19 protein-coding genes are annotated in these 21,410 nt (G+C 66.5%); 5 read left to right on the forward strand and 14 right to left on the reverse strand.

All coding sequences use genetic code 11. From position 1 onward, the window contains the following. Positions 1-84: 84 nt before the first annotated feature. The 5 genes from alkB to LIW09_RS11635 are packed head-to-tail and all read right to left on the reverse strand — an operon-like array spanning position 85 to position 4,156. The gene (gene alkB / locus LIW09_RS11615; RefSeq protein ID WP_256645773.1) at positions 85-729 is read right to left on the reverse strand and encodes a DNA oxidative demethylase AlkB; all 645 of its coding nucleotides are present in this window, start codon (positions 727-729) and stop codon (positions 85-87) included. After that, positions 726-1,661 carry a heme o synthase gene (cyoE, locus tag LIW09_RS11620; protein WP_256645774.1) on the reverse strand — a complete coding sequence of 312 codons (936 nt, stop codon included), beginning with the start codon at positions 1,659-1,661 and terminating at the stop codon, positions 726-728. Before cyoE ends, alkB begins: the two co-directional genes overlap by 4 nt. Next, entirely contained in the window at positions 1,658-2,815 is a 1,158-nt protein-coding gene (locus LIW09_RS11625; protein WP_256645775.1) for a COX15/CtaA family protein, read from the reverse strand. The genes cyoE and LIW09_RS11625 overlap by 4 nt, the downstream gene beginning before the upstream one ends. Before the next feature lie 4 nt (positions 2,816-2,819). Continuing rightward, positions 2,820-3,407 carry a hypothetical protein gene (locus LIW09_RS11630; protein WP_256645776.1) on the reverse strand — a complete coding sequence of 196 codons (588 nt, stop codon included), beginning with the start codon at positions 3,405-3,407 and terminating at the stop codon, positions 2,820-2,822. Then, a complete protein-coding gene (locus LIW09_RS11635; protein WP_256645777.1) occupies positions 3,404-4,156 on the reverse strand; it encodes an SURF1 family protein in 753 nt (250 codons plus the stop codon). The genes LIW09_RS11630 and LIW09_RS11635 overlap by 4 nt, the downstream gene beginning before the upstream one ends. Positions 4,157-4,222: 66 nt before the next feature. On the opposite strand from LIW09_RS11635, the gene LIW09_RS11640 reads away from it, so the two are divergent. Further along, a complete protein-coding gene (locus LIW09_RS11640; RefSeq protein ID WP_256645778.1) occupies positions 4,223-4,450 on the forward strand; it encodes a twin transmembrane helix small protein in 228 nt (75 codons plus the stop codon). Between the two features lie 72 nt (positions 4,451-4,522). Here the strand turns inward: LIW09_RS11640 and LIW09_RS11645 are convergent, their stop codons facing one another. From LIW09_RS11645 to coxB, 5 genes are read right to left on the reverse strand one after another with little or no spacing between them, the layout of a single operon-like run. Next, positions 4,523-5,413, reverse strand: a complete 891-nt coding sequence (locus tag LIW09_RS11645) for a cytochrome c oxidase subunit 3 (protein ID WP_256645779.1) — start codon at positions 5,411-5,413, stop codon at positions 4,523-4,525. 29 nt (positions 5,414-5,442) lie between these two features. Continuing rightward, the gene (locus tag LIW09_RS11650; protein ID WP_256647233.1) at positions 5,443-5,988 is read right to left on the reverse strand and encodes a cytochrome c oxidase assembly protein; all 546 of its coding nucleotides are present in this window, start codon (positions 5,986-5,988) and stop codon (positions 5,443-5,445) included. Positions 5,989-6,023: 35 nt separating this feature from the next. Then, entirely contained in the window at positions 6,024-6,164 is a 141-nt protein-coding gene (locus LIW09_RS11655; protein ID WP_256645780.1) for a hypothetical protein, read from the reverse strand. Positions 6,165-6,174: 10 nt separating this feature from the next. Then, a complete protein-coding gene (gene ctaD / locus LIW09_RS11660) occupies positions 6,175-7,791 on the reverse strand; it encodes a cytochrome c oxidase subunit I (protein WP_256645781.1) in 1,617 nt (538 codons plus the stop codon). Positions 7,792-7,826: 35 nt separating this feature from the next. Then, positions 7,827-8,798: a cytochrome c oxidase subunit II gene (gene coxB, locus LIW09_RS11665; RefSeq protein WP_425507890.1), complete on the reverse strand. Its 972-nt coding sequence runs from the start codon at positions 8,796-8,798 to the stop codon at positions 7,827-7,829. Between the two features lie 205 nt (positions 8,799-9,003). Here coxB and putA point away from each other — a divergent pair, with 205 nt between their 5' ends. After that, positions 9,004-12,219: a bifunctional proline dehydrogenase/L-glutamate gamma-semialdehyde dehydrogenase PutA gene (gene putA, locus LIW09_RS11670; RefSeq protein WP_256645782.1), complete on the forward strand. Its 3,216-nt coding sequence runs from the start codon at positions 9,004-9,006 to the stop codon at positions 12,217-12,219. A 106-nt stretch (positions 12,220-12,325) separates the two neighbouring features. Here putA and LIW09_RS11675 read toward each other — a convergent pair whose 3' ends face one another. Continuing rightward, on the reverse strand, positions 12,326-13,687 hold the full coding sequence (locus tag LIW09_RS11675; RefSeq protein WP_256645783.1) for an OmpP1/FadL family transporter: 1,362 nt from the start codon (positions 13,685-13,687) through the stop codon (positions 12,326-12,328). 182 nt (positions 13,688-13,869) lie between these two features. Between LIW09_RS11675 and LIW09_RS11680 the strand changes: the two genes are divergently transcribed. Continuing rightward, on the forward strand, positions 13,870-14,562 hold the full coding sequence (locus LIW09_RS11680; protein ID WP_256645784.1) for a rhomboid family intramembrane serine protease: 693 nt from the start codon (positions 13,870-13,872) through the stop codon (positions 14,560-14,562). On the opposite strand, the gene LIW09_RS11685 is transcribed toward LIW09_RS11680, so the two are convergent. The 3 genes from LIW09_RS11685 to gpmI form a co-directional block, all read right to left on the reverse strand. Further along, positions 14,556-15,920, reverse strand: a complete 1,365-nt coding sequence (locus tag LIW09_RS11685) for a S41 family peptidase (protein ID WP_256645785.1) — start codon at positions 15,918-15,920, stop codon at positions 14,556-14,558. The genes LIW09_RS11680 and LIW09_RS11685 overlap by 7 nt on opposite strands. 112 nt (positions 15,921-16,032) lie before the next feature. Further along, a complete protein-coding gene (locus tag LIW09_RS11690; protein WP_256645786.1) occupies positions 16,033-17,250 on the reverse strand; it encodes a murein hydrolase activator EnvC family protein in 1,218 nt (405 codons plus the stop codon). Continuing rightward, positions 17,250-18,794 (reverse strand): 2,3-bisphosphoglycerate-independent phosphoglycerate mutase, encoded by a 1,545-nt coding sequence (gpmI, locus tag LIW09_RS11695; RefSeq protein WP_256645787.1) that lies wholly within the window; start codon positions 18,792-18,794, stop codon positions 17,250-17,252. The genes LIW09_RS11690 and gpmI overlap by 1 nt, the downstream gene beginning before the upstream one ends. A 106-nt stretch (positions 18,795-18,900) precedes the next feature. Between gpmI and LIW09_RS11700 the strand changes: the two genes are divergently transcribed. After that, positions 18,901-19,590, forward strand: a complete 690-nt coding sequence (locus tag LIW09_RS11700) for a DUF4097 family beta strand repeat-containing protein (protein ID WP_256645788.1) — start codon at positions 18,901-18,903, stop codon at positions 19,588-19,590. 48 nt (positions 19,591-19,638) lie between these two features. Then, positions 19,639-21,363: a M28 family metallopeptidase gene (locus LIW09_RS11705; RefSeq protein WP_256645789.1), complete on the forward strand. Its 1,725-nt coding sequence runs from the start codon at positions 19,639-19,641 to the stop codon at positions 21,361-21,363. Positions 21,364-21,410: the final 47 nt, after the last annotated feature.

Here is a 21,410-nt window from a genome sequence, read left to right on the forward strand (position 1 = left end):
ATCACCGTGGGGCACACCGCACTCTAACGAGCCGGACCTGCGCGCACATCCCGGTTCTTGCGGTGCGCCCGGCGTGGCGCGCATTCATGTCGCCTTGCGGAAGGTGAGATTGATCCGCTGGGCACCCAGCAGGGGATGCATGCCGTCGCGCACCGGCAGCACGCCGTGGAAGCGCATGCGGTCGACGCCGCCCCACACCACCACGTCGCCATGCGCCACTGGCACCCGCACGGTCTTGTCGCCGCGTGCAAATCCGCCAAACAGGAACGTGGCCGGCAGGCCCAGCGAAACCGAGACGATCGGCGCCACGTGATCGCTTTCATCGCGATCCTGGTGCAGCGTCAAGCGCGTGCCCGGCGCGTAGCGATTGATCAGGCAAGCGTCCGGCCGATAATCCGCAAACCCGGCGGCATCGGCGGCATCGGCGGCAAGCCGCAGGAATGCCTGCGGCATCGCGGGCCACCGCCGGCACGTGCCCGGATCGCGTGGATCGTACCGATAGCCGCGGCGATCGCTGCACCAGCCCAACGACCCGCAATTGGTCATCGCCACCGACATCGCATGGCCTCCCGGCGTGACCAGATGACGAAACGGCGCGGCCGCCGACACCACCTCAACGCCAGCCAGCAGTTCCGCCGCCACCGGCAGTGCAAACCCGTGCAACACGCAGGCGTGCCGGCCCAGCCGCGTGCGTGTTCCATGCACTTGCGCGGCGAACAGGTCGCTCACGCCTGCGACACGAACTCCAGCGCCGGCACCGATTGGAACAGCGGCTGCAGCCAGTGATCCACCAGCAGGAAGGCAAACAGCGCCATCAGGTAGACGATGGAGTATTTGAAGGTTCGCATCGCGAAAAATTCATCCGGCGGATCCAGCAAGCGCCACGCGTACCAGAGAAACACGCCGCCCAGCACCAGCGCGCCGCCGAGGTAGAACACGCCGCTCATGTGCGCCGCCCACGGCAGCACGGTCACCACCACCAGCAGCACCGTGTACAGCAGGATCTGCCAGCGCGTGTAGGTGACGCCGTGGGTCACCGGCAGCATCGGCACCAGCGCGCGCGAATAGTCTTCGCGCCGGAAGATCGCCAGCGCCCAGAAATGCGGCGGCGTCCACACGTAAATGATCAACACCAGCAGCAGCGCATATTCCCAGTCATGCGCCTGCTGCATGCCGGTGACCGCGGCCCAGCCCAGCAGCGGCGGCGCGGCGCCGGCCAACCCGCCAATCACGATGTTCTGCGGCGTCGCGCGCTTCAGGAAGCCGGTATAGATGATGGCGTAGCCGATCAGCGAGGCGAAGGTGAGCACCGCGCAGATCGCGTTCACCCACCACAGCAGGATCGCCATCGAGGCTGCGCCCAGCACGATGGCAAAACCCAGCACTTGACCCGGCCGCAAGGCGCCGGTGGCCAGTGGCCGTTCTGAAGTGCGCGCCATCAGTTTGTCGATGCGCTGATCCAGCAGATGATTGATCGCCGACGCGCTGGCTGCCCCCAACCAGATGCCGATGCTGGCCATCGCCAGCCTCAACCACGGCCACGGCTCGCCCGGACGGATCGCCAGCAGCATGCCGATGATCGCGGTGAACACGATCAGCGCAACGATGCGCGGCTTGGTGACCGCCCAATAGCCCGACCAGATCGGCGCGGACATGCTCATGCCTCCGGCTGGCGCAGCCGCGCCAACAGCGTGACCAGCACGAACAGCAACAAGGTGGCGCCGGCGTTGTGCAATACCGCGATCTTCAGCGGCAGCGACAACATGACGTTGGCCACACCCAAACCGAACTGGGTGCACACCAGCGCGGCCAGCAGCACGCCCCAGCCGCGCAGGCCGGGCATGCGCAGCAGCCGCACCGCCAGCAGCAGCAGATAGCCCGCCACCACCACCGCCATCATCCGATGCACCAGCTGGATGGCGACGCGCGCGGCGTTGTCGAGCACGCCGCCTTCGTAATCCACGCCAATGCCGCGCCACAGCACGAAGCCCTCGCGGACATCGTGTTGCGGCCACCATGCGCCCGCACACTTTGGAAAGTCGGTGCCGCAGGCCAGCGCTGCGTAATTGGCGCTGGTCCAGCCACCCAGTGCGATCTGGATGACCAGCAGCGCCAGCCCGATGGCCAGCAGCAGGCGCAGCCGGCGCGCATCACCGCTGATGATGGGAATGCCGGTGCTGCGCCACGCCACCCAACTGAGCAGGGCAAACGTGGTCAACCCGCCCAGGAGGTGCCCCATCACCACGATGGGCTTCAGCAGCCAGGTCACCGTCCACATGCCCAGCAGGGCCTGGAAAATGATCACGGCCAGGGTGAGCACGCTGGCCCGCGCCAGATCCACGTTCGACCAGCGCAGCGCACCGGTCAGCAGAAGCAGCTCCCCTGCCACCGCCAAAGCGGAGGCCGCCAGGTGGGCACCGCGCATGTACAGCGGGATGGCGACGGCCACCGCCAGCGCCGCACCCAGCACATGCAGCCATCCCTGCGGGCGCTTGCGGGTCGCCAGCAGCGCCAGCGACAGCACCAGCACGCCCAGCAGCCCGGCGATCATGCGATGGAATTGCTCGCGCCACGCCTTCTCCGGCAGCACCGGGCGGATCATGGTGGCGGCGTGGTCAGCCACCTGGTCGGCCGTCGTCGGCCATGCCACCTTGCCGTAACAGGTCGGCCAGTCCGGACAACTCAGGCCGGCATTGGACAGGCGCACGAAGGCGCCGAACACGATCACGCAGGCCGCCAGGGCCACCGCCAGCCAGGCGATGCGATGGAAGTGCCGATACAGCAATGAACGTTGCGTGGATGCCGGTTCTTTCATGAGCTCAATTGATCTTCAGCAGGCGCGAGAGGTCGCTGCGCAGGTCACCGGGATCAAACCCCGGTGCGTAGCGCAACACCGCGAAACCATTGGGATCCACCAACCACACCGGATCGCCGCGGTCAGTCCCGTCATTCCAGCGCGGCAGGCCCGCACGCAGGCCGTCATCGACCCGCAGCAGCCGCACTTCGCGCAATGGGCCAACGTCCGTTGGCGCCGCTCCACCCCACAGCACGTGGACCCGATCGGCCTCACGCCCCATCAGCCGCCAGACCTTGTCCAGGTTTTGCAGCAGTTGCACGCATTGGCTGCGCCGCGCGCCATCGCAGTCGCGCGGCAGGGTCACGATCCGCCACGTGCGGGGGCTGTCTTTCCAGCGATACGGGCTGCCATCGGCCAGCGTGGGCGTGTAGCCGCGCAGGTCGCCATACGGCTGCAGCATCTCGCCCATGTTCTTCATCCCATGGGGGCGCCAGCCAGAAAAACGCAGCGCGCCGGCCGCCAACATGCCGCCAAAAAACAGCGCCAGCACGATCAGCAGCACGTTGCGGCTGCGCCGCGTGCCCGCCTGTGTCGAAATCGAATCGGTCATGGCTTCTTCTTTTTCAATGTCAGCACCAACGCCGTCACCAGCACGGCGATCGCCAGCCCGAACCATTGCACGGCGTAGCCTAGATGCCGCTCGGGCGACAGGGTATTGGGCAGGATATCGAGATCGCGCTCGCCCGGTATCAGCATGGCGCCCGCATCTTCACGCTGGCGCTGCGGATCCAGCCGCAGCACGCGCGGTGCAATCCCGGTGTTCAGCTTCAACGTCGCGGCGATTGCCGGCAGATCCATGCGTGAGGCCAGCCAGCGCCCTGCCTCCGCCTGCGCCATCGCCGGGCCGTGGATCAAGCCTTCCGACGGCGGCGGCGCGAGCAGGCCACGCACGGCCTGGTTGCCGCCGGCAGGACAGCCAAACACCGGCAATGCACGATCACCTCCCAGCGGCCACCAGCCGGCGTCCACCAGTACCGCCTGCACGCCATCGTCCGGCAGCAGCACGCAATACATGCGCACGCCCACGCGCCCATGGCGCTGCTGGTTGTCCAACCAGATCGTGGCGTTGATGACGCCGCCGCTGCCTGCCGCCCAGTCATACCCCTGCGCACGCTTTGGATCGGAGGCAAGCAGCAGCGGCTGCGCGTGGCTCAGGTCAAGCGCCGTGGCCGCCGCAGCCAGCATCGCCTGCTTTTCATGCATGCGCGCCAGCTGCCAGCGCCCCAGCAGCGCGAACGCGCTTACAAGCAGCAACGCGAGCAACCACCACACCAGCGCTTGTCGCGTGCGCAGGCTCATCGCGACGTATCATCCGACGCTGTCATTCCCGCTCCTGCCCACCACCCCCGCCACCCGGAGAACGCCATGAGCGACTCGCTGAAAACCTTGCTCATCGTCGGCTTCCTGATCCTCATCTTGTGGAACCTCGGGGCTGGGTTGTACTACATGCTGGTGGACAAGGGCACCACCAAGCGCACGGTCAATTCGCTGACCAGGCGCATTGGCCTGAGCATCGTGCTGATCCTGCTGGTGGTGCTTGCCATCCACATGGGCTGGATCACCCCGCACGGCCCGGGTCGCGCACCAGGCTGAAGCCGCCCGGTGATGCCAAGAAACAAAGGCCGGCGATGCCGGCCCTTGTCGTTTCCTGCCCGCGCGCCAGGGTTACAGCACGTACACGAACAGGAACAGCCCCAGCCACACCACGTCCACGAAGTGCCAGTACCAGGCCACCGCCTCGAACGCGAAATGGTTGTCCTTGCTGAAGTGGCCCTTGGCGCAGCGCAGCCACATCACCAGCAGCATGATCGTGCCCAGGGTCACGTGCGCGCCGTGAAAGCCGGTCAGCATGAAGAACGTGGACCCGTAAATGCCCGAACCCATGGTCAGGTTGAGCTGGGAATACGCGTGGATGTATTCGGTGGCCTGGAAGTACAGGAACAGGCAACCCAGCAGCACGGTCATTCCCAGGAACAGCAACAGCACGCCGCGCTTGCCTGCGGTCAGGGCATGGTGGGCAATGGTGACGGTGACGCCGGAGGACAGCAGGATCAAGGTATTGAGCAGCGGCAGGCCCCAGGCCGGCACGGTCTGGTAGGTGCCGCCAATGTCGGCCGGGCCGTTGCTCGGCCAGCCTGCGGAGAAATTGGGCCACAGCAGGCCATGCGTCACCGCACCATGCCCCTCGCCGTTGAGCCACGGCAGGGCGAACTGGCGGGCATAGAACAGCGCACCAAAAAACGCGGCGAAAAACATCACTTCGGAGAAGATGAACCACACCATCCCCATCCGGAACGAGACGTCCACCTGCTTGTTGTAGTGCCCGGCCAGCGACTCGCGGATGACATCACCGAACCATTTGAACAGCACCGCCAACAGGCTGGCGATGCCGATGAAAAACACGCTGCGGCCCCAGCTGACCTCGTTGAGCCAGCAGGCGAAGCCGACCATGGTGGTGAACAGGGCAACGGACGCGAACAGCGGCCACTTGCTGCCGTGCGGGACGAAATAGGTGTCCTGTGGGTGGCTGCCGAGTTCGGCGTGGGCATTGGCCATGGCGGTTTTCCGGGTGAGTCGTGAGTGGGTCAGGGCGCGGCGCGAGCCACCCCTGCTGGGCCCTTGGCCGCCGCAACGGCAGCGGTCTGGGTGTCGTTCTTGTAGAAGGTGTAGGACAGCGTGATGGTCTTGACGTCGGCCGGCAGCGCCGGATCGACGATGAAGCGCACCGGCATGTCGCGGGATTCGCCCGCCTCCAGCGTTTGCGCGGTGAAGCAAAAACATTCCGTTTTGTTGAAATAGCCCGAGGCCCGCGCCGGCGCCAGCGATGGCACCGCATTACCGACGATGGTGCGGTCGGCGGCATTGCGGGCGAAATACAGGGCCTGGTATTGGCGCCCCAACTGCACCCGCATCGACGCTTGCTCGGGCGAGAATTTCCACGGCAGCTTGGAGTTGGCGCCGCCGTCGAACTGCACGGTGATCCAGCGCGCGTCGGCGGCGGCAGCGCCGCCCTCCCGTGCCACCGCAGGCCCCTGCTCCAGGCGCACCCCGAAGACTTTCTGGCAGGCGATCCGGTACAGCGGCACCAGCGAGAATGCGAAGCCGAACGCAGCCAGCGCCACGCCCAGCATCTTCCACACGCCCAGTTCACGAGTGCCGGTCGCGCTCACCGCCCCAGCACCCCCGACAATATGAAGCCGAAATAGACCGCCAGAGCAATCCCGCCAAACAGCAGCGCGGTGCGGCGCGCGCGCTTGCGGCGCACCTCCACGGCGGGATCGCTGGCAACGGGGTCACGGGTCATCATGGCCGGCCGCTCAGTGGCTGATGTCGCCATGCGCCAGGTCCCCATCCTTGATGACCGGCGGATGCTCGAAGGTGTGGTGTGGCGCCGGCGACGGCACCGTCCACTCCAGGCCACGCGCGCCTTCCCAGGCCCGCGCCTCGGCCTTGGCGCCGTACTTCTTCGAATGCCACAGCAGGAATGCCATGAAGAACGGGGTCAGGAACATGCCGAACGCACCGATCGAGCTGACCATGTTCCAGTCCGCGAACACCACGTTGTAGTCGGGGATGCGGCGCGGCATGCCGGCCAGGCCCAGGAAGTGCTGCGGGAAGAACAGCACGTTGACGAACACGATGGTCCACCAGAAATGGATCTTGGCCAGCGTCTGGCTGTACATGCGGCCGGTCCACTTCGGCCACCAGTAGTAGATGGCGGCGATGATCGCGAACAGGGCGCCGGTCACCAGCACGTAATGGAAGTGCGCCACCACGAAATAGGTGTCGTGGTATTGGAAGTCGGCCGGCACCACCGCCACCATCAGGCCGGAGAACCCGCCGATCGAAAACAGCACCACGAACGCGATCGCCCACAGCATCGGCGCTTCGAAGGTCAGCGAACCGCGCCACATCGTGGTCACCCAGTTGAAGATCTTCACCCCGGTGGGGATGGAAATCAGCATGGTGGCGAACATGAAGTAGACCTCGCCGCCCAGCGGCATGCCCACCACGAACATGTGGTGCGCCCACACGATGAACGACAGGAAGGCGATGGCGGCGGTCGCGTAGACCATCGCCTGGTAGCCGAACAGCGGCTTGCGCGAGAAGGTCGGGATGATTTCCGACACGATCCCGAACGCCGGCAGGATCATGATGTAGACCTCGGGGTGACCGAAGAACCAGAAGATGTGCTGGTACATCACCGGGTCGCCGCCACCGGCCGCGTTGAAGAAGCTGGTGGCGAAGAAGCGGTCGGTCAGCAGCATGGTCACCGCGCCGGCCAGCACCGGCATCACCGCAATCAGCAGGAACGCGGTGATCAGCCAGGTCCAGCAGAAGATCGGCATCTTCAGCAGGTCCATGCCCGGCGCGCGCATGTTGAGCACGGTGGCGATGATGTTGATCGCGCCCATGATCGAGCTGATGCCCATCATGTGGATGGCGAAGATCGCGAACGCCAGGTTGCTGCCGCCCTGCAGCGACAGCGGCGGGTACATGGTCCAGCCGCCGGCCGGCGCGCCGCCCGGCAGGAAGAAGGTCAGCAACAGCAGGGTGAACGCGAACGGCATGATCCAGAAGGACCAGTTGTTCATGCGCGGCAGCGCCATGTCCGGCGCGCCGATCTGCAGCGGGATCATCCAGTTCGCCAGGCCGACGAAGGCCGGCATGATCGCGCCGAAGATCATCACCAGCGCGTGCATGGTGGTCAGCTGGTTGAAGATCTCGGGCTTGACGAATTGCAGGCCGGGCTCGGCCAGCTCGGCACGAATGCCCACCGACAGCGCCGCGCCCACGATCACCATCAAGAAACTGAACACCAGATACAGGGTGCCGATGTCCTTGTGGTTGGTGGAGAACAACCAGCGCTCGATGAAGCCCTGCTTGTGGTGGCCGTGGTCGTGGCCGACGGCGTCTGGATGCGTTGCGGACATGGGCTGGACCTTCTGGATGCGATGCAATGCGTTGATCAACCGGCCCGCGCGGTGGCGGCAGGCTGGGCGGTCTGGGAAGCGGTGGCGGGGGCAGCGTCGGTGGCGGCAGGTGCCTCCTCCGGGGCTGCTTCCGCGGCAGGAGCCGGGGCAGGCGCGGCCGGGGCAGGCGGCGCCCGCCTGGCCTTCTCGGCTGCCAGCCAAGTGGCGAAGTCGGCCTTGCTCACCGCCTTGACCACGATTGGCATGAAGCCATGATCCTTGCCGCACAGCTCCGCGCACTGACCGCGATAGATGCCCGGCTCCTCGATCTGCGCCCATGCCTCGTTGACGATGCCCGGCACCGCGTCCTGCTTCCAGCCCAGTGCCGGCACCCACCAGGAGTGGATGACGTCGTCGGCGGTCAGCACGAAGCGCACCTTGGTGTCCACCGGCAACACCAGCACGTTGTCCACATTGAGCAGGTAGTGCGGATCATCGGCCTCGGTGACGACCTTGCCGCTCTGGCGCAGATCGTCGCTCTTGCGGTCCAGGCGACTGGTGAACGACACGTCCTCGCCCAGGTAGTCGTACTTCCACATCCACTGGTAGCCGGTGACCTTCACGGTCATTTCCGAGTCGCGCACGTCATACATGCGCAACAAGCCGCTGGTGGCCGGGAATGCCAGGCCAATCAGGATCAGCACCGGGATGGTGGTCCAGATCGCTTCAAGGCGGGTGCTGTGGATGAAGCCGGTATCCGGCACCGCGCCCTTCGATTTGCGGAAGCGGAAAATCGCCACCGCCATCGCGCCGAACACCAGCACCCCGATCACCACGCAAACCCAGAGCACGATCATGTGCGCGTCATACGCGGCATGCGACGTGGGAGTGACGCCCGGCGCCATGTTCAGCTGCCAGCGATGCGGGTCGGCCGCTCCTGCGCCGCCGCCCTGCGCAACCGCCGTCAGCGGCAACGCGGCCATCGCGAACGCGGCCATTGCCCACTGTTTGAAACGACCGAATGTCATCACTATCGCGCCCCATTGCCTGAATGACGGTTCGGTTGCCTGGGCATCATTTGACCCAGATCAACCGGCTCCAACCTGAGCGATGTTAATGGCGCGCCCCGCCAGCGGCAACCACGCGCCTGCCGGGCGACGCGCCAGCGAAGCGGCCAAGGCACTAAACTAGGCGGCTTCCGCCCCCGAGGAATGCCGGCATTCCGCCTGCGCAATGAACAACTTGTCCAACCCATCCTCCCTCCCGTCGCCCATCCTGGCGCCGGAACTCCCTGCCACCCCCGGCGCGGCACGCGCGGCGATTACCGCCGGCTGGATCCGCGACGAAGCCACACACATGCGCGAACTGCTGCCGCTGGCCACGCTGCCGGCGCCCGAGCGCAGCGCAGCGCAGGCGGTGGCTGCCGACCTGGTCACCCGCGTCCGCGCGCGCGCGCGCAACCAAGGCGTGGTGGAGGCCTTCATGCGCCAGTACGACCTCGGCAGCGACGAGGGCGTCCTGCTGATGTGCGTGGCCGAGGCGCTCCTGCGCATCCCCGACCAGGCCACCGCCGACGCGCTGATCCGCGACAAGCTGGGCGATGCCAACTGGAAGCGCCACCTGGGCCAGTCGGACTCGCTGCTGGTCAATGCGTCCACCTGGGGCCTGATGTTGACCGGCAAGCTGGTCGATCTGGCCGACGACACCAAGCGCGACGCGCACGGCGCGTTCCAGCGCCTGGTCGGCCGCGCTGGCGAGCCGGTGATCCGGCTGGCGGTTCGCCAGGCAATGAAGATCATGGGCCACCAATTCGTGCTCGGCCGCACCATCGACGAGGCGCTGACGCGCAGCCGCAAGGGCGACAATGCGGCCTACCGCTACTCGTTCGACATGCTCGGCGAAGGCGCGCTGACCACGCAGGACGCACTGCGCTACCAGCAGGCCTACCTCGCGGCGATCCATGCGATCGGCCAGACCGGCCCCAACGGCAGTTTCGCGGGCACGGACGTCTTCGCCGCCCCCAGCATCTCGGTCAAGCTGTCGGCGCTGCATCCGCGCTACGAACACGCAAAACGCGCGCGCGTACTGGATGAACTGGGCGAGCGCCTGCTGGAACTGGCGCAACTTGCGCGCCGCTATGGCATCGGCCTGACCATCGACGCCGAGGAAACCGATCGCCTGGAACTGTCGCTTGACCTGGTTTTCCAGGTCATGGCGGACGAATCACTGCGCGGCTGGAACGGCTTCGGCATCGTGGTGCAGGCCTACCAGAAGCGCGCGCCGCAGGTGATCGACTACATCACCCACATGGCGTCGCAACTGGGCCGGCGCATTCCGGTGCGGCTGGTCAAAGGCGCCTACTGGGATGCTGAAATCAAGCGCGCGCAAATGGACGGCCAGGCCGGCTATCCCTTGTTTACCCGCAAGCAGAACACCGACGTGTCCTATCTCGCCAACGCGAGGCGCTTGCTGGATGCCGGCAACGCGATCTACCCGATGTTCGCCACCCACAATGCACAAACCATCGCCACCGTGCACCGCATGGCGCGGGCGATGCGCAGCCGCCGCGATTTCGAGTTCCAGAAATTGCACGGCATGGGCGATGACCTGTACGCCGAAGTGATCCCCGCCGACCGCCTCGACGTGCCCTGCCGTGTCTATGCGCCCGTCGGCAGCCACGAGGACCTGCTGCCCTACCTCGTCCGCCGCCTGCTTGAAAACGGCGCGAACTCCAGCTTCGTCAACCGCATCACCGATGACACGATCCCGGTCGAGGAGCTGATCCGCGACCCGGTCGAATTCGTGTCTTCGCTTGAACACCTCCAGCATCCCCGCATTCCGTTGCCGGTCGATCTGTATCGCAGCCAGCACCAACCACGAGACAACTCCATGGGCATCAATCTCGCCAACGACGACCAGCTGCGCGAGCTTGCCGCCGCGCTCAACACCTCCGGTGCCGGTCGCTGGACCGCCGCGCCGCTGGTGCCGGGCGCGCAGGCAACCGGCAACACCGAAGCCGTCACCAACCCCGCCGATCGCCGCGAAACGGTCGGCCACTGGCAACCTGCCGATTCCGCCTGCGTCGAAAAGGCGTTGGCGAATGCAGTGGCCGCGCAGCCTGCCTGGGATGCCACCCCGGCTGGCGCACGCGCGGCGATCCTGGAGCACGCCGCCGACCTGCTGGAGGCGCGCATGCCGGCCTACATGGCGATGTGCACCAAGGAAGCCGGCAAGACCTTGTCCGATGGCATCGCCGAAGTCCGCGAAGCGGTGGACTTCCTGCGCTACTACGCGCTGCAGGCGCGCGAACATTTCGCGCCGATGCCACTGCCCGGCCCCACCGGCGAATCCAACCAGCTGCAGCTGGCCGGGCGCGGCGTGTTCGTCTGCATCAGCCCGTGGAATTTCCCATTGGCCATTTTCCTCGGCCAGATCGCCGCGGCGCTGGCCGCCGGCAACAGCGTGATCGCCAAGCCGGCGGAACAGACCAACCTGATCGGCTTCGCCGCCGTGCAGCTGCTGCACGAAGCCGGCATCCCGCAGGACGTCCTGCAGTATCTGCCGGGCGACGGCGCCACCGTCGGTGCCGCGCTGACCCGCGACCCGCGCGTGGCCGGCGTCTGCTTCACCGGCTCCACCGACACCGCGCGCCTGATCAACCGCGCGCTGGCCAGCCGCGAAGCGGGCCCCATCGCCACCCTGATCGCCGAAACCGGCGGCCAGAACGCGATGATCGCCGACAGCTCCTCGCTGCCGGAACAGGTGGTCAAGGACGCGCTGGGCTCGGCCTTCACCTCGGCCGGCCAGCGCTGTTCGGCGGCGCGCGTGCTGCTGGTGCAGGACGACATCGCCGACAAGGTGATCGGCATGCTGGCGGGTGCGATGGCGGAACTGACGGTCGGCGACCCCGGCCTGCCGTCCACCGACGTCGGTCCGGTGATCGACGAGGACGCCAAGGCGATCCTGGTCGCCCACGCCGCGCGCATGGATGCCGAGGCCAGGCCGATCGCCAAGGCCACGCTGGGCGCCGGCAGCGAGCACGGCACGTTTTTCGCCCCCGCCGCGTGGGAACTGCAGTCGATCGCCCAGCTGGACCGCGAGAAGTTCGGCCCGGCCCTGCACGTGGTGCGCTGGAAGGCCGACCAGCTGGATGCGCTGATCGACACCATCAACGCCACCGGCTACGGCCTGACCCTGGGCATCCATTCGCGCATCGACGCCACCATCGACCGCATCGTGGCCCGCGCCAAGGTCGGCAACATCTACGTCAACCGCAACCAGATCGGCGCGGTGGTCGGGGTGCAGCCGTTCGGTGGCCAGGGCCTGTCCGGCACCGGCCCGAAGGCCGGCGGCCCGCACTACCTGCCGCGCTTCGCCACCGAGAAGACGGTGACCGTCAACACCACCGCCGCCGGCGGCAACGCCTCGCTGCTTACGCTGGGCGATTGACCGTTTCGCGCGCACACGCGATTTGAATCACCCTCGGCCGCCGCAGCCGAGTCAAACAAAAAGCCCCGCTTGCGCGGGGCTTTTTGCTGCCACTGATCCGTCGGGATCAGAAGCGATACTGCATCGACACGCCCAGCAGATCGGCATGGCCGGTGAACTTGCCGACCAGGGTCGAGGTATTGCCGCTGGCCGCATCCACCGGCAGGTTGACCGTCGGCGACTTGATGCCGATGTACTGGTAGCCGGCATCCAGGGTCAGGTTTTCGCTCACGTTCCAGCTCGCGCCAACCGAATACAGGGTGCGGTCGTTGTCGGGCAGGCGCGGGGTGCGGTAGGTGTCGTTGGTCGGGGTCTTGTCCTTGCCGACGCCGGCACGCAGGGTGAACTCCGGCGACAGGTCGTATTCCGCACCCAGCGAGTAGAAGCTGGTGTTGCTCCAGTGGAACGGCTCGCTGCCGACCACGGTGCCCGAGGCACGCTTGATGGTCACGTCATGCAGCGAGGACCAGCCGGTGTACTGGTAGTCGGCCAACAGGCGGAAGTTGTCCATCACCGAATAACGGACGCTCACGGTGGTGACGCTGGGGGTGACCAGGCGCGCACCGCCGTCGCTGTCCTTGAAGCGCGGGTCGGCACCCAGCAGCGCCGGCACGCCGACGAAGTCCAGCGTGCCCTTGAGCTCATGCTTGATCTCGGAGCGGTAGCTCACGCCAATCGCCAGCTTGTCCGACGGCGCAATCTGCGCACCCACCACGTAGCCGATGGCGTTGTCGGCGCCCTTCACGGTCAGGCTGCCATCCAGCATCTGCGGCTTGAACGGATACGCCGGGTTGAAGCAGTTGAGCGGGTTGCCCGAGCCGGCGCAGATCGCGCTGCCAAAGTCGATGCCCTTGCTCAGGGTGGCTTGCGCACGCTCCCAGATGAAGCCAGCGCCAATCGACACACCGTCGCCCAGCTTGAGCGCGGCAGACAAGGTCAGGTCCATGGTCTTCACGTCGGACTCGAGCGCGCGATAGCGGCCCACCCAGTTCTTGTCATAGTCGGTCGACAAGCCGAACGGTGCGCCAAGGCTGGCGCCCAGGGTCAGGCCTTCCAGCGCGCCATGCATCGGGAACACCACGGCCATGTTCGGCACCAGCGTCGGCGCGCCCGGGTCGCCGCCATTGTTGCCGGTCAGCGGTGCGCCCGGATTGCCGAGGATGGCGCCGCCGCCCGCGAATTTGGCATCCAGATCAATCACGGTCAGGTCGGACTGGATGGTGGTCTTGTCCAGGTTGACCATTGCCGCGGGGTTCAGCGAGACCACTGCGGCGTCCTTGCCGACGATGCTGCCCGCGCCGGACTTGCCGAGGTTCTTGACGCTCTGCTCGCGCAGCTGGAAGCCGGATGCGGCTGCCTGGCCGGCACACAGGGTGCCGATCACGGCCAGTGCAAGCGCCGAGGCGCGGATGGTGCGATTGTTGCTCATCGAAGATTCTCCGGTGACAGTGCTGCGTGGATTGTCATGTGCGACCTGCATGAACCCTGCCGGCTTCACGGATCGCCCTGCGCGCACCGGAGTCTTCTGCCAACGGCAGCCCTCCCCCCGACGTACGTCGCCGTATGTGACTATACCGCAAATTTAACCCTCCGCTAACATTCGCTCCACGTATGTTCATCGCCATTCCGCCCCGCCAACAACGCCGCATCGCCTGGGCCACCCCACTGCTGTTTGCAGCACTGTGGCTGGCCTATGTGGTGGCGGCGCTGCGCGCGCCGGCGGGCAGTCTTGCCACCGTGCTGGACTGGGGCGTGCTGACGGGGGGGCTGGACACCGCCGCCGCCTGGCGGCAGGCGCTGGCCGACGGCAGCGCGTTACGGCTGATCTCCGGCTTGTTCCTGCACGCGGATTGGATCCATCTGCTCGGCAACCTGGTGTTCCTGCTGATCTTCGGTCTGCCGGCCGAACGCACCATGGGTGGGCGCCGGTTCCTGCTGCTGTTCCTGCTGGGCGGCGCGGTCTCCAACCTGGCCGCAGTGCTGGCCATCGATGCGCCGGATCGCGTGGTGATTGGCGCCAGCGGCGCCGTGTCGGCGGTCATCGGCGCCTATCTTGCGCTGTTCCCCGGGGCGCGTTTGGGCGTGGTGTTGCCGCTTGGCCTGTTCCTGCAGTTCGTGCGGGTGCCGGCATTCCTGCTGATTGGCCTGTGGGCGCTGCTGCAGCTGGTCTTCGCTTACAGCGGGCCAGCGTTCGGTTCCGTGGCCTGGCCCGCACACATCGCGGGCTTCGTATTCGGCGTGTTGTTCGCCTTGTTGACGCGCGCGGCGATTGCCCGTCGCCTGCGCCGCAATCGCGGTTACTGACGCTTGCCGGCAGCCGGCTTGCCAGCAACCGGCTTGGGCGCCACCGCCACGCCCGCCAGCGTTTTCAATTCCGCCAGCGCGGCATCGATGGGCTTGGTGCCAGGCAGGACTTCACCTGCGTTGTCACCTTCCTGCACATCGGACTCGGCCGCAAGATGATTGGGAAGCTCGGCCTCGCTGATCGGCGGCGCCCGGCGCGGGGTGTCAACGGGATGCAGCACCACGTCCGGCTCGATGCCCAGCGCCTGGATCGAATGTCCGCTGGGCGTGTAGTAGCGCGCCGTGGTCAGCTTCACCGAATCGCCGTTGTCGAGCGGCAACAGGGTTTGCACCGAGCCCTTGCCGAAAGTGCGACTGCCGATCACGCGCGCGCGCTTGTTGTCATGCAAGGCACCCGCCAATACCTCTGCTGCGCTGGCCGATCCCGCGTCCACCAGCACCACCAGCGGCGCGCCGTGCAGGCGATCGCCGGGAGTGGCGTCGAAGTGGCTGTTGCCGATCGCCTCCCGCCCGCGGGTACTGACGATGCCCCCCTTGTCCAGCAATTCGTCGGCGATCTGCACCGCGCCAATCAGCAGCCCGCCGGGATTGCTGCGCAAGTCCAGCAGCAGCCCGCGCAACGGCGCGCTTTTTTGCAACGCATCCAGCTGCTTGACGAAATCGGTGGCCGTCGATGCCTGGAAACTGGCGATCCTGATGTATCCAAAACCCGGCTCCAGCATGCGCGAACGCACGCTTGCCGTGCGGATGGTGTCGCGCGTGATGGAGAGTTCGAACGTCCCCTTCACGCCTTCGCGCACCACCTTCAACACGACCTTGCTGCCGGCTTTTCCGCGCAGCGGCGTGGAGACGTCCCCCTGCCCGGCCGCCAGCAATTTGCCGTCAATGGCGACGATGCGATCGCCACTGCGCAGCCCGGCCTTTTCCGCCGGACTGCCATCCAGCGGCGCCACCACCCGCAGCGTGCCATCCGGCAGCTGCTGCAGCTGAACGCCTACGCCGTCGTAAGTTCCACGGGTCTGTTCGTTGAATTCGTCAGCATCGGCTTTTTCCAGGTAGGCGCTGTGCGGATCCAGATCGAACAGCAGTCCGCGCACCGCCGACTGCATCAGCTTGTGGTCATCCACGGGATCCACGTAGGCTTGCTTGATTGCGTTGTACACCGTGACGTAGCGCCGGATCTCGTCCAGCGGGACCTTGGCCGACTGCAGCGCAACCGCATCGGGATCGGCATCCTCCAGCGACGCAGCCTGCCCGTCCGCCTGTGCAGGCTCGGCCTGTGCAGGCACGGCTTGCGCAGCAGCCAGCGCGGGATGCAATGCAAACGCGATCAGAAGGGAAAGAAGCCTGGCGCGCATGCATTGCTCCGGGTTTGGTTGGGATGGTGGAATCGGGTGGAGGTTCGACCTGCCCCCCGCGCACGGGGTTCCGTCATCATGCCTGCGCATCGTAGCGTGCCGACAGGCCGGCTCAGCGCCGGGTCAGCCACGCTGCCGGGTTCACCGGGGCGCCATTGTGGCGCAGCTCGAAATACAGCGACGGCGCACCCTGCCCGCCCGAGCTGCCGACCGTGGCCAGCCGATCGCCGCGCTTGACTGCATCGCCGGCTGTCCGCTGCAAAGCGTCGTTGTGGGCATACAGGCTCATGTAACCGTTGCCGTGATCGACGATCAGGATATTGCCGTAGCCGGTCATCCAGTCGGCAAACACCACCGTGCCATCCGCCACCGCCGTCACCGCCGCACCGGCTGGCGCAGCGATCAACACGCCGTCGCTGCGTCGCCCATCTGGCAGGCGACCGCCAAACGCGGCCAACAGGTTCCCGGTCACCGGCCACCCCAGCCCACCCACACGCAGTGCCGGCGCGCTGGCCAGGGGAGCCCGCCGAGGCGTGGGTTTGCCCCCGGCCTTTGCCAGGCGGTCGGCTTCGGCACGGGCACGGGCGGCATCACGCGCTGCCTTGGCCGCCGCCGCACGCAGCTGGCCCAGCAGATTCTGCAGCGCCTTGGCATCCTGCCCCAGGGCCTTTTCGCGCGCGCTGCGATCCTGGTACTGGTGCTCAAGACTGGCCAGCAATCCTGCGCGCTGTTGGCGCGCCTGCTGCAGCTGCGCCAACTGCTGCGCCTGCTTGCGCTGGGCCTCCCCCAACGCGGCGCGACGCTGCGTGATCGCATCCTCCAGTGCCTGAACGCGCGCGATGTCGGCGGCAAGCGCGCGGATGCGCTTGACCTGCGCGCGTTGCAGATACCCCTGCAGCGCCAGCGACCGCCCGGCTTCCGCCACGTGATCCTGCGCCAGCAGCGCCTTCAATGCGGCAGCATCGCCCTGCACCTGCGCCGCGCGCAGCAGCTGCACCAGCTCGGCTCTGCGCGCCTGCAGATTGCCGGAATACGTCGCCCGCTCGGCCTGCAACGCGGCCAATTGCGCGCCATCCCGCTGCAGCACCGACTGGGTTTGCTGCAAGGCGCGCTGCGTGCCGCCCACCAGCGCATCGGCCTCGCGCAGTCGGCGGCTCGCATCGCCGCGCTGCCCCTCCAGTTGGCGCCGTTCGGCGGCAACCGCCTGCAGTTCGCCGCGCACCTTGTGCAGGCGCTGCTCCGCTTCATGCTGGTCTTGCGCAACGCCCGGGCCTGCGGCAAAGACGGCAAGCACCAGCAGCACGAACACCATGGCCGCGCGCACGTGCATCAGCCCGGCAGCAACAGGCTCTGGCCAGTCATGTCGGCTGGCTGGGGCAGGCCCAACAGGTCAAGCAGGGTCGGGGCAACGTCACGCAGCGCGCCGCCTGCGCGCAGCGATGCAGCGCGATCGCCGACATAGACCAGCGGCACCGGTCCCACGGTATGCGCGGTATGCGGCTGGCCGGTAAGCGGGTCGCGCATCATTTCCAGGTTGCCGTGGTCCGCCGTGACAAGCAGCGCGCCACCCGTTGCGCGCACCGCCTCGACGACCCTGCCGATTGCCACATCCACCGCCTGCGCGGCGAGAATCGCGGCTTCCAGAATCCCGCTGTGGCCCACCATGTCGGGATTGGCGATATTGCAGATGATCACGTCGAAGTGCTGGCTCGCAATGGCTGCCACCAGTTTTTCGGTCAGCTCGGGGCAGCTCATTTCCGGCTGCTGGTCGTACGTGGCAACCTTCGGGCTTGGAATCAGGATGCGCTGCTCGCCCGCAAACAATGCTTCTCGCCCACCGCTGAAGAAGAACGTGACGTGCGCGTATTTCTCGGTTTCGGCAATGCGTAGCTGGGTCAAGCCGGCCTCCGCCACCACTTCGCCCAGGGTGTGGCGCAGGTCATCCGCCGCGAACGCTGTCGGCGCGGGCAGACTGGCGTCGTACTCGCTCAAGCAGACGAAGCGCGACAACGCCGGGCGCTGGGCGCTGAACCCATCGAACGCAGGCTCGACGAACGCCGCCGTGAGCTGGCGCGCGCGGTCGGCGCGGAAGTTCATGAACACCACGGCATCGCCATCCTGCATGGGCACCGCGCCGTCCAGCGAAGTGGGCGCCACGAATTCGTCGTTTTCGCCTCGCGCATAGGCGGCGTGCAGCGCGGACATCGCATCGGCGGCGCGCTGTTCGCCATCGGCATCGACGATCGCGTTCCACGCCCGCAGCAGGCGATCCCAGCGCTTGTCGCGATCCATCGCGTAGTAGCGCCCGCTGACGCTGGCGATGCGCGCATTGCCCAAGCGGTCGCAGAGCGCCTGCAGGGCGCGCAGGCTGGCGTCTGCCGACTGCGGTGGCGTGTCGCGCCCATCCAGGAACGCATGCACGGCCACGTGCGGCACGCCGGCACGATGTGCCAGCTCCAGCATGGCGAAGATGTGGCGCTCGTGGCTGTGCACGCCGCCCGGCGACAACAGGCCCAGGACATGCAGCGTGCCGCCATTGCCCTTCACCGCGGCACAGGCGGCATTCAACTCGGCATTGGCGAAGAAGCTGCCGTCCTCGATGGCGGCATCCACACGGGTCAGGTCCTGATAGACGATCCGACCCGCGCCCAGATTCATGTGGCCGACTTCGGAATTGCCCATCTGTCCATCCGGCAAGCCCACGAAGCGACCTTCGGTGTGGATCAAGGTGTGCGGGCGGGAAGCCAACAGGCTCCGCCAATTCGGCAGGTCCGCCAGCGCCAGCGCATTGTCGGCGGTCTCCTCGCGATGTCCCCAACCATCCAGGATCAACAGGACGACGGGCTTGGGACGCGGCGAGGAAGACGTGGACACGGGCATGCCTGCAGGGGGTGGGCGGGAAGGGAGATTGTAGCGGCGACTAAACCCTGCGCCTGCTTCACGCATCCACTGCTTACACCACCATGGCCGGGAGGCCAAGATGACGCAGTTTCGATCCTTGCTCTGCACTGGCCTGCTCTTGCTCAGCACGACCACGTTCGCCGCCCCGCAAGCGCATGGCACGCTTGCCGATATCGACAAGGTCAATGGTGGCATCACCGCCGAGGCGACCCAGGCTTACGGCGACCTCAGCACCGTCAACGGCGGCATTGACCTTCAACACAACAGCCGCGCAAAGGACGTGGACACGGTCAATGGCGGCATCCAGGCCGCAGACGACGTCGCCGTGGACGATGTATCCACGGTCAACGGCGGCATTCGCTTCGGCCGCAATGCGCGCATCGAGGGCGACGCCGAAACGGTCAATGGCGGGATTTTCATCGATCGCGGCGGCCGGGTCCGTGGTGGCATCAGCACCGTGAACGGCGGGATCGGCATCGTCGGAACCTCCGTCGAGGGCCGCATCGAAACCGTCAATGGCGATATCACCGTCGGCGCGGATTCATCGGTCAAGGGTGGCATCAAGGTGGAGAAAAACCAGGGCAGCGCCTTCAGTCTCTTCGGCAATCGGAAAATCCCGCGGATCGTCATCGGCCCGAATGCCGTGGTTGAAGGGCCACTGGTGTTCGAGCGCGAGGTGACGCTGTACGTGCACGCCAGCGCCCGCATCGGCAGCGTCTCCGGCGCCACCGTGCAGCGTTATGCCGGCAACACCCCGCCCGCAAGATAAGCGTCCGATCGCGTTTAGAATCGCATGACCCCTGCCCGGAGCCATGCGATGCGCAACCTCACGCTTTGCCTTGCCATGCTGGCGCTGTGCGGGTGCGGCCCGCGCAGCGCCGACACCTCGTCGTCCTCCGCAGTCGCCGGCGATGCCAACCCACCCCCGGTGGCCGCGGGCAACCATGCCTTCGTGCCCGCCATCAGCGCCGGGGATTTTGCGGAACACGTGCAGCGACTGGCGGCTGACGACTTTGGCGGTCGCGGGCCGGGCACGAGCGGCGAAGACAAGACCGTCGAGTACATCCGCTCGCAGTTCGCACGTATTGGTCTGCAGCCCGGCAACGGCGGCGACTGGTACCAAACCGTACCAATGGTGGAAACCATCGCCGACGCGGCAACCACGCTGACGTTGAAATCAGGCGGCGCCGAGCAGGTACTCGCGTTCGGAACCGACATGGTGATCGGCACCCGCACCGGCCAGCCAGTGATCTCCCTCAAGGACAGCCCGCTGGTCTTCGTCGGCTACGGCGTGGACGCGCCAGAGCGCGGCTGGAATGATTACGACGGCATCGACGTGCGCGGCAAGACCGTGGTGATGCTGGTCAACGATCCGGGGTTCCACGCCAACGAGGCCGCCCTGTTTGACGGCAAGCGGATGACGTATTACGGACGCTGGACCTACAAATTCGAGGAAGCCGCACGCAAAGGCGCGGCCGCTGCGCTGATCATCCATGACACGGCCGGCGCCTCTTATGGCTGGGATGTGGTGAAGAATTCCTGGTCTGGCCCGCAGTACGACCTGCCGGCCGGAAGTGACCCCGATCCGCGCTTGCCCGCCCAGGGATGGATCACCGATGGCGCCGCGACGGCGCTGTGCAAGGCCGCCGGTCAGGATCTTCCAACCTTGCGGGCTGCCGCCAACCGGCGCGGGTTCAAGGCAGTGCCGCTGGCGGCAACCGCCTCGATGACGCTGAAGAGCAGCAGCGTCGAAAAATCCTCGCGCAACGTGCTTGGCCTGCTGCCCGGGAGCGACGCAGCAGACGAAGCAATTGTCTATATGGCGCACTGGGATCATCTCGGCACGCATCCAGGTGAACCCGGCGACAACATTTACAACGGCGCGGTGGACAACGCCACCGGCGTTGCGGGCATCCTCGAAATCGCCGAAGCCTTCCGCAAAGCCAAGACACCGCCGAAGCGCTCGATCCTGTTCCTCGCGGTCACGCTGGAGGAGTCCGGCCTGCTCGGATCCAAGTACTACGTCGGCCATCCCGTCATTCCACTGGACAAGACCGTGGCAGTCATCAATCTGGATGCACTCTCGCCCACCGGCAAGGCGCACGACCTCACCGTTGTCGGCAACGGCAGCTCGCAGCTCGAAGACCTGCTGAAAGCAGTGCTCACCCCGCAGCAACGACGCATCGTCGCGGAAACGAACACGGCCGCCGGGTACTACTTCCGCTCGGACCATTTCAACTTCGCCAAGGCCGGCGTGCCAGCGCTGTACATCGACAGTGGAACCGACCTGATCGACGGCGGACAGACCGCTGGCGATGCCGCAAGCAAGGACTACACCGAGCACCGGTACCACAAGCCGGGTGATCAGTTTGATGCCGCAACATGGCGCCTGGACGGCATCATCGAGGATCTCGAGACGGTGTACGACCTTGGCCAGACATTGGCCAACGACGGCCAGTGGCCCAACTGGTCCCCGGGGAATCCATTCAAGGCAGCGCGCGACAAGATGATGGCGCGTCCGGCCGCCGCAAGAACGCCATGACCCGGATCGGACGGCCGCGGACGCCGCGCCACCCCGCAGGCTAGACT

Origin of the sequence: Thermomonas paludicola (assembly GCF_024498955.1) — a bacterium.
GTDB lineage: Bacteria > Pseudomonadota > Gammaproteobacteria > Xanthomonadales > Xanthomonadaceae > Thermomonas > Thermomonas paludicola.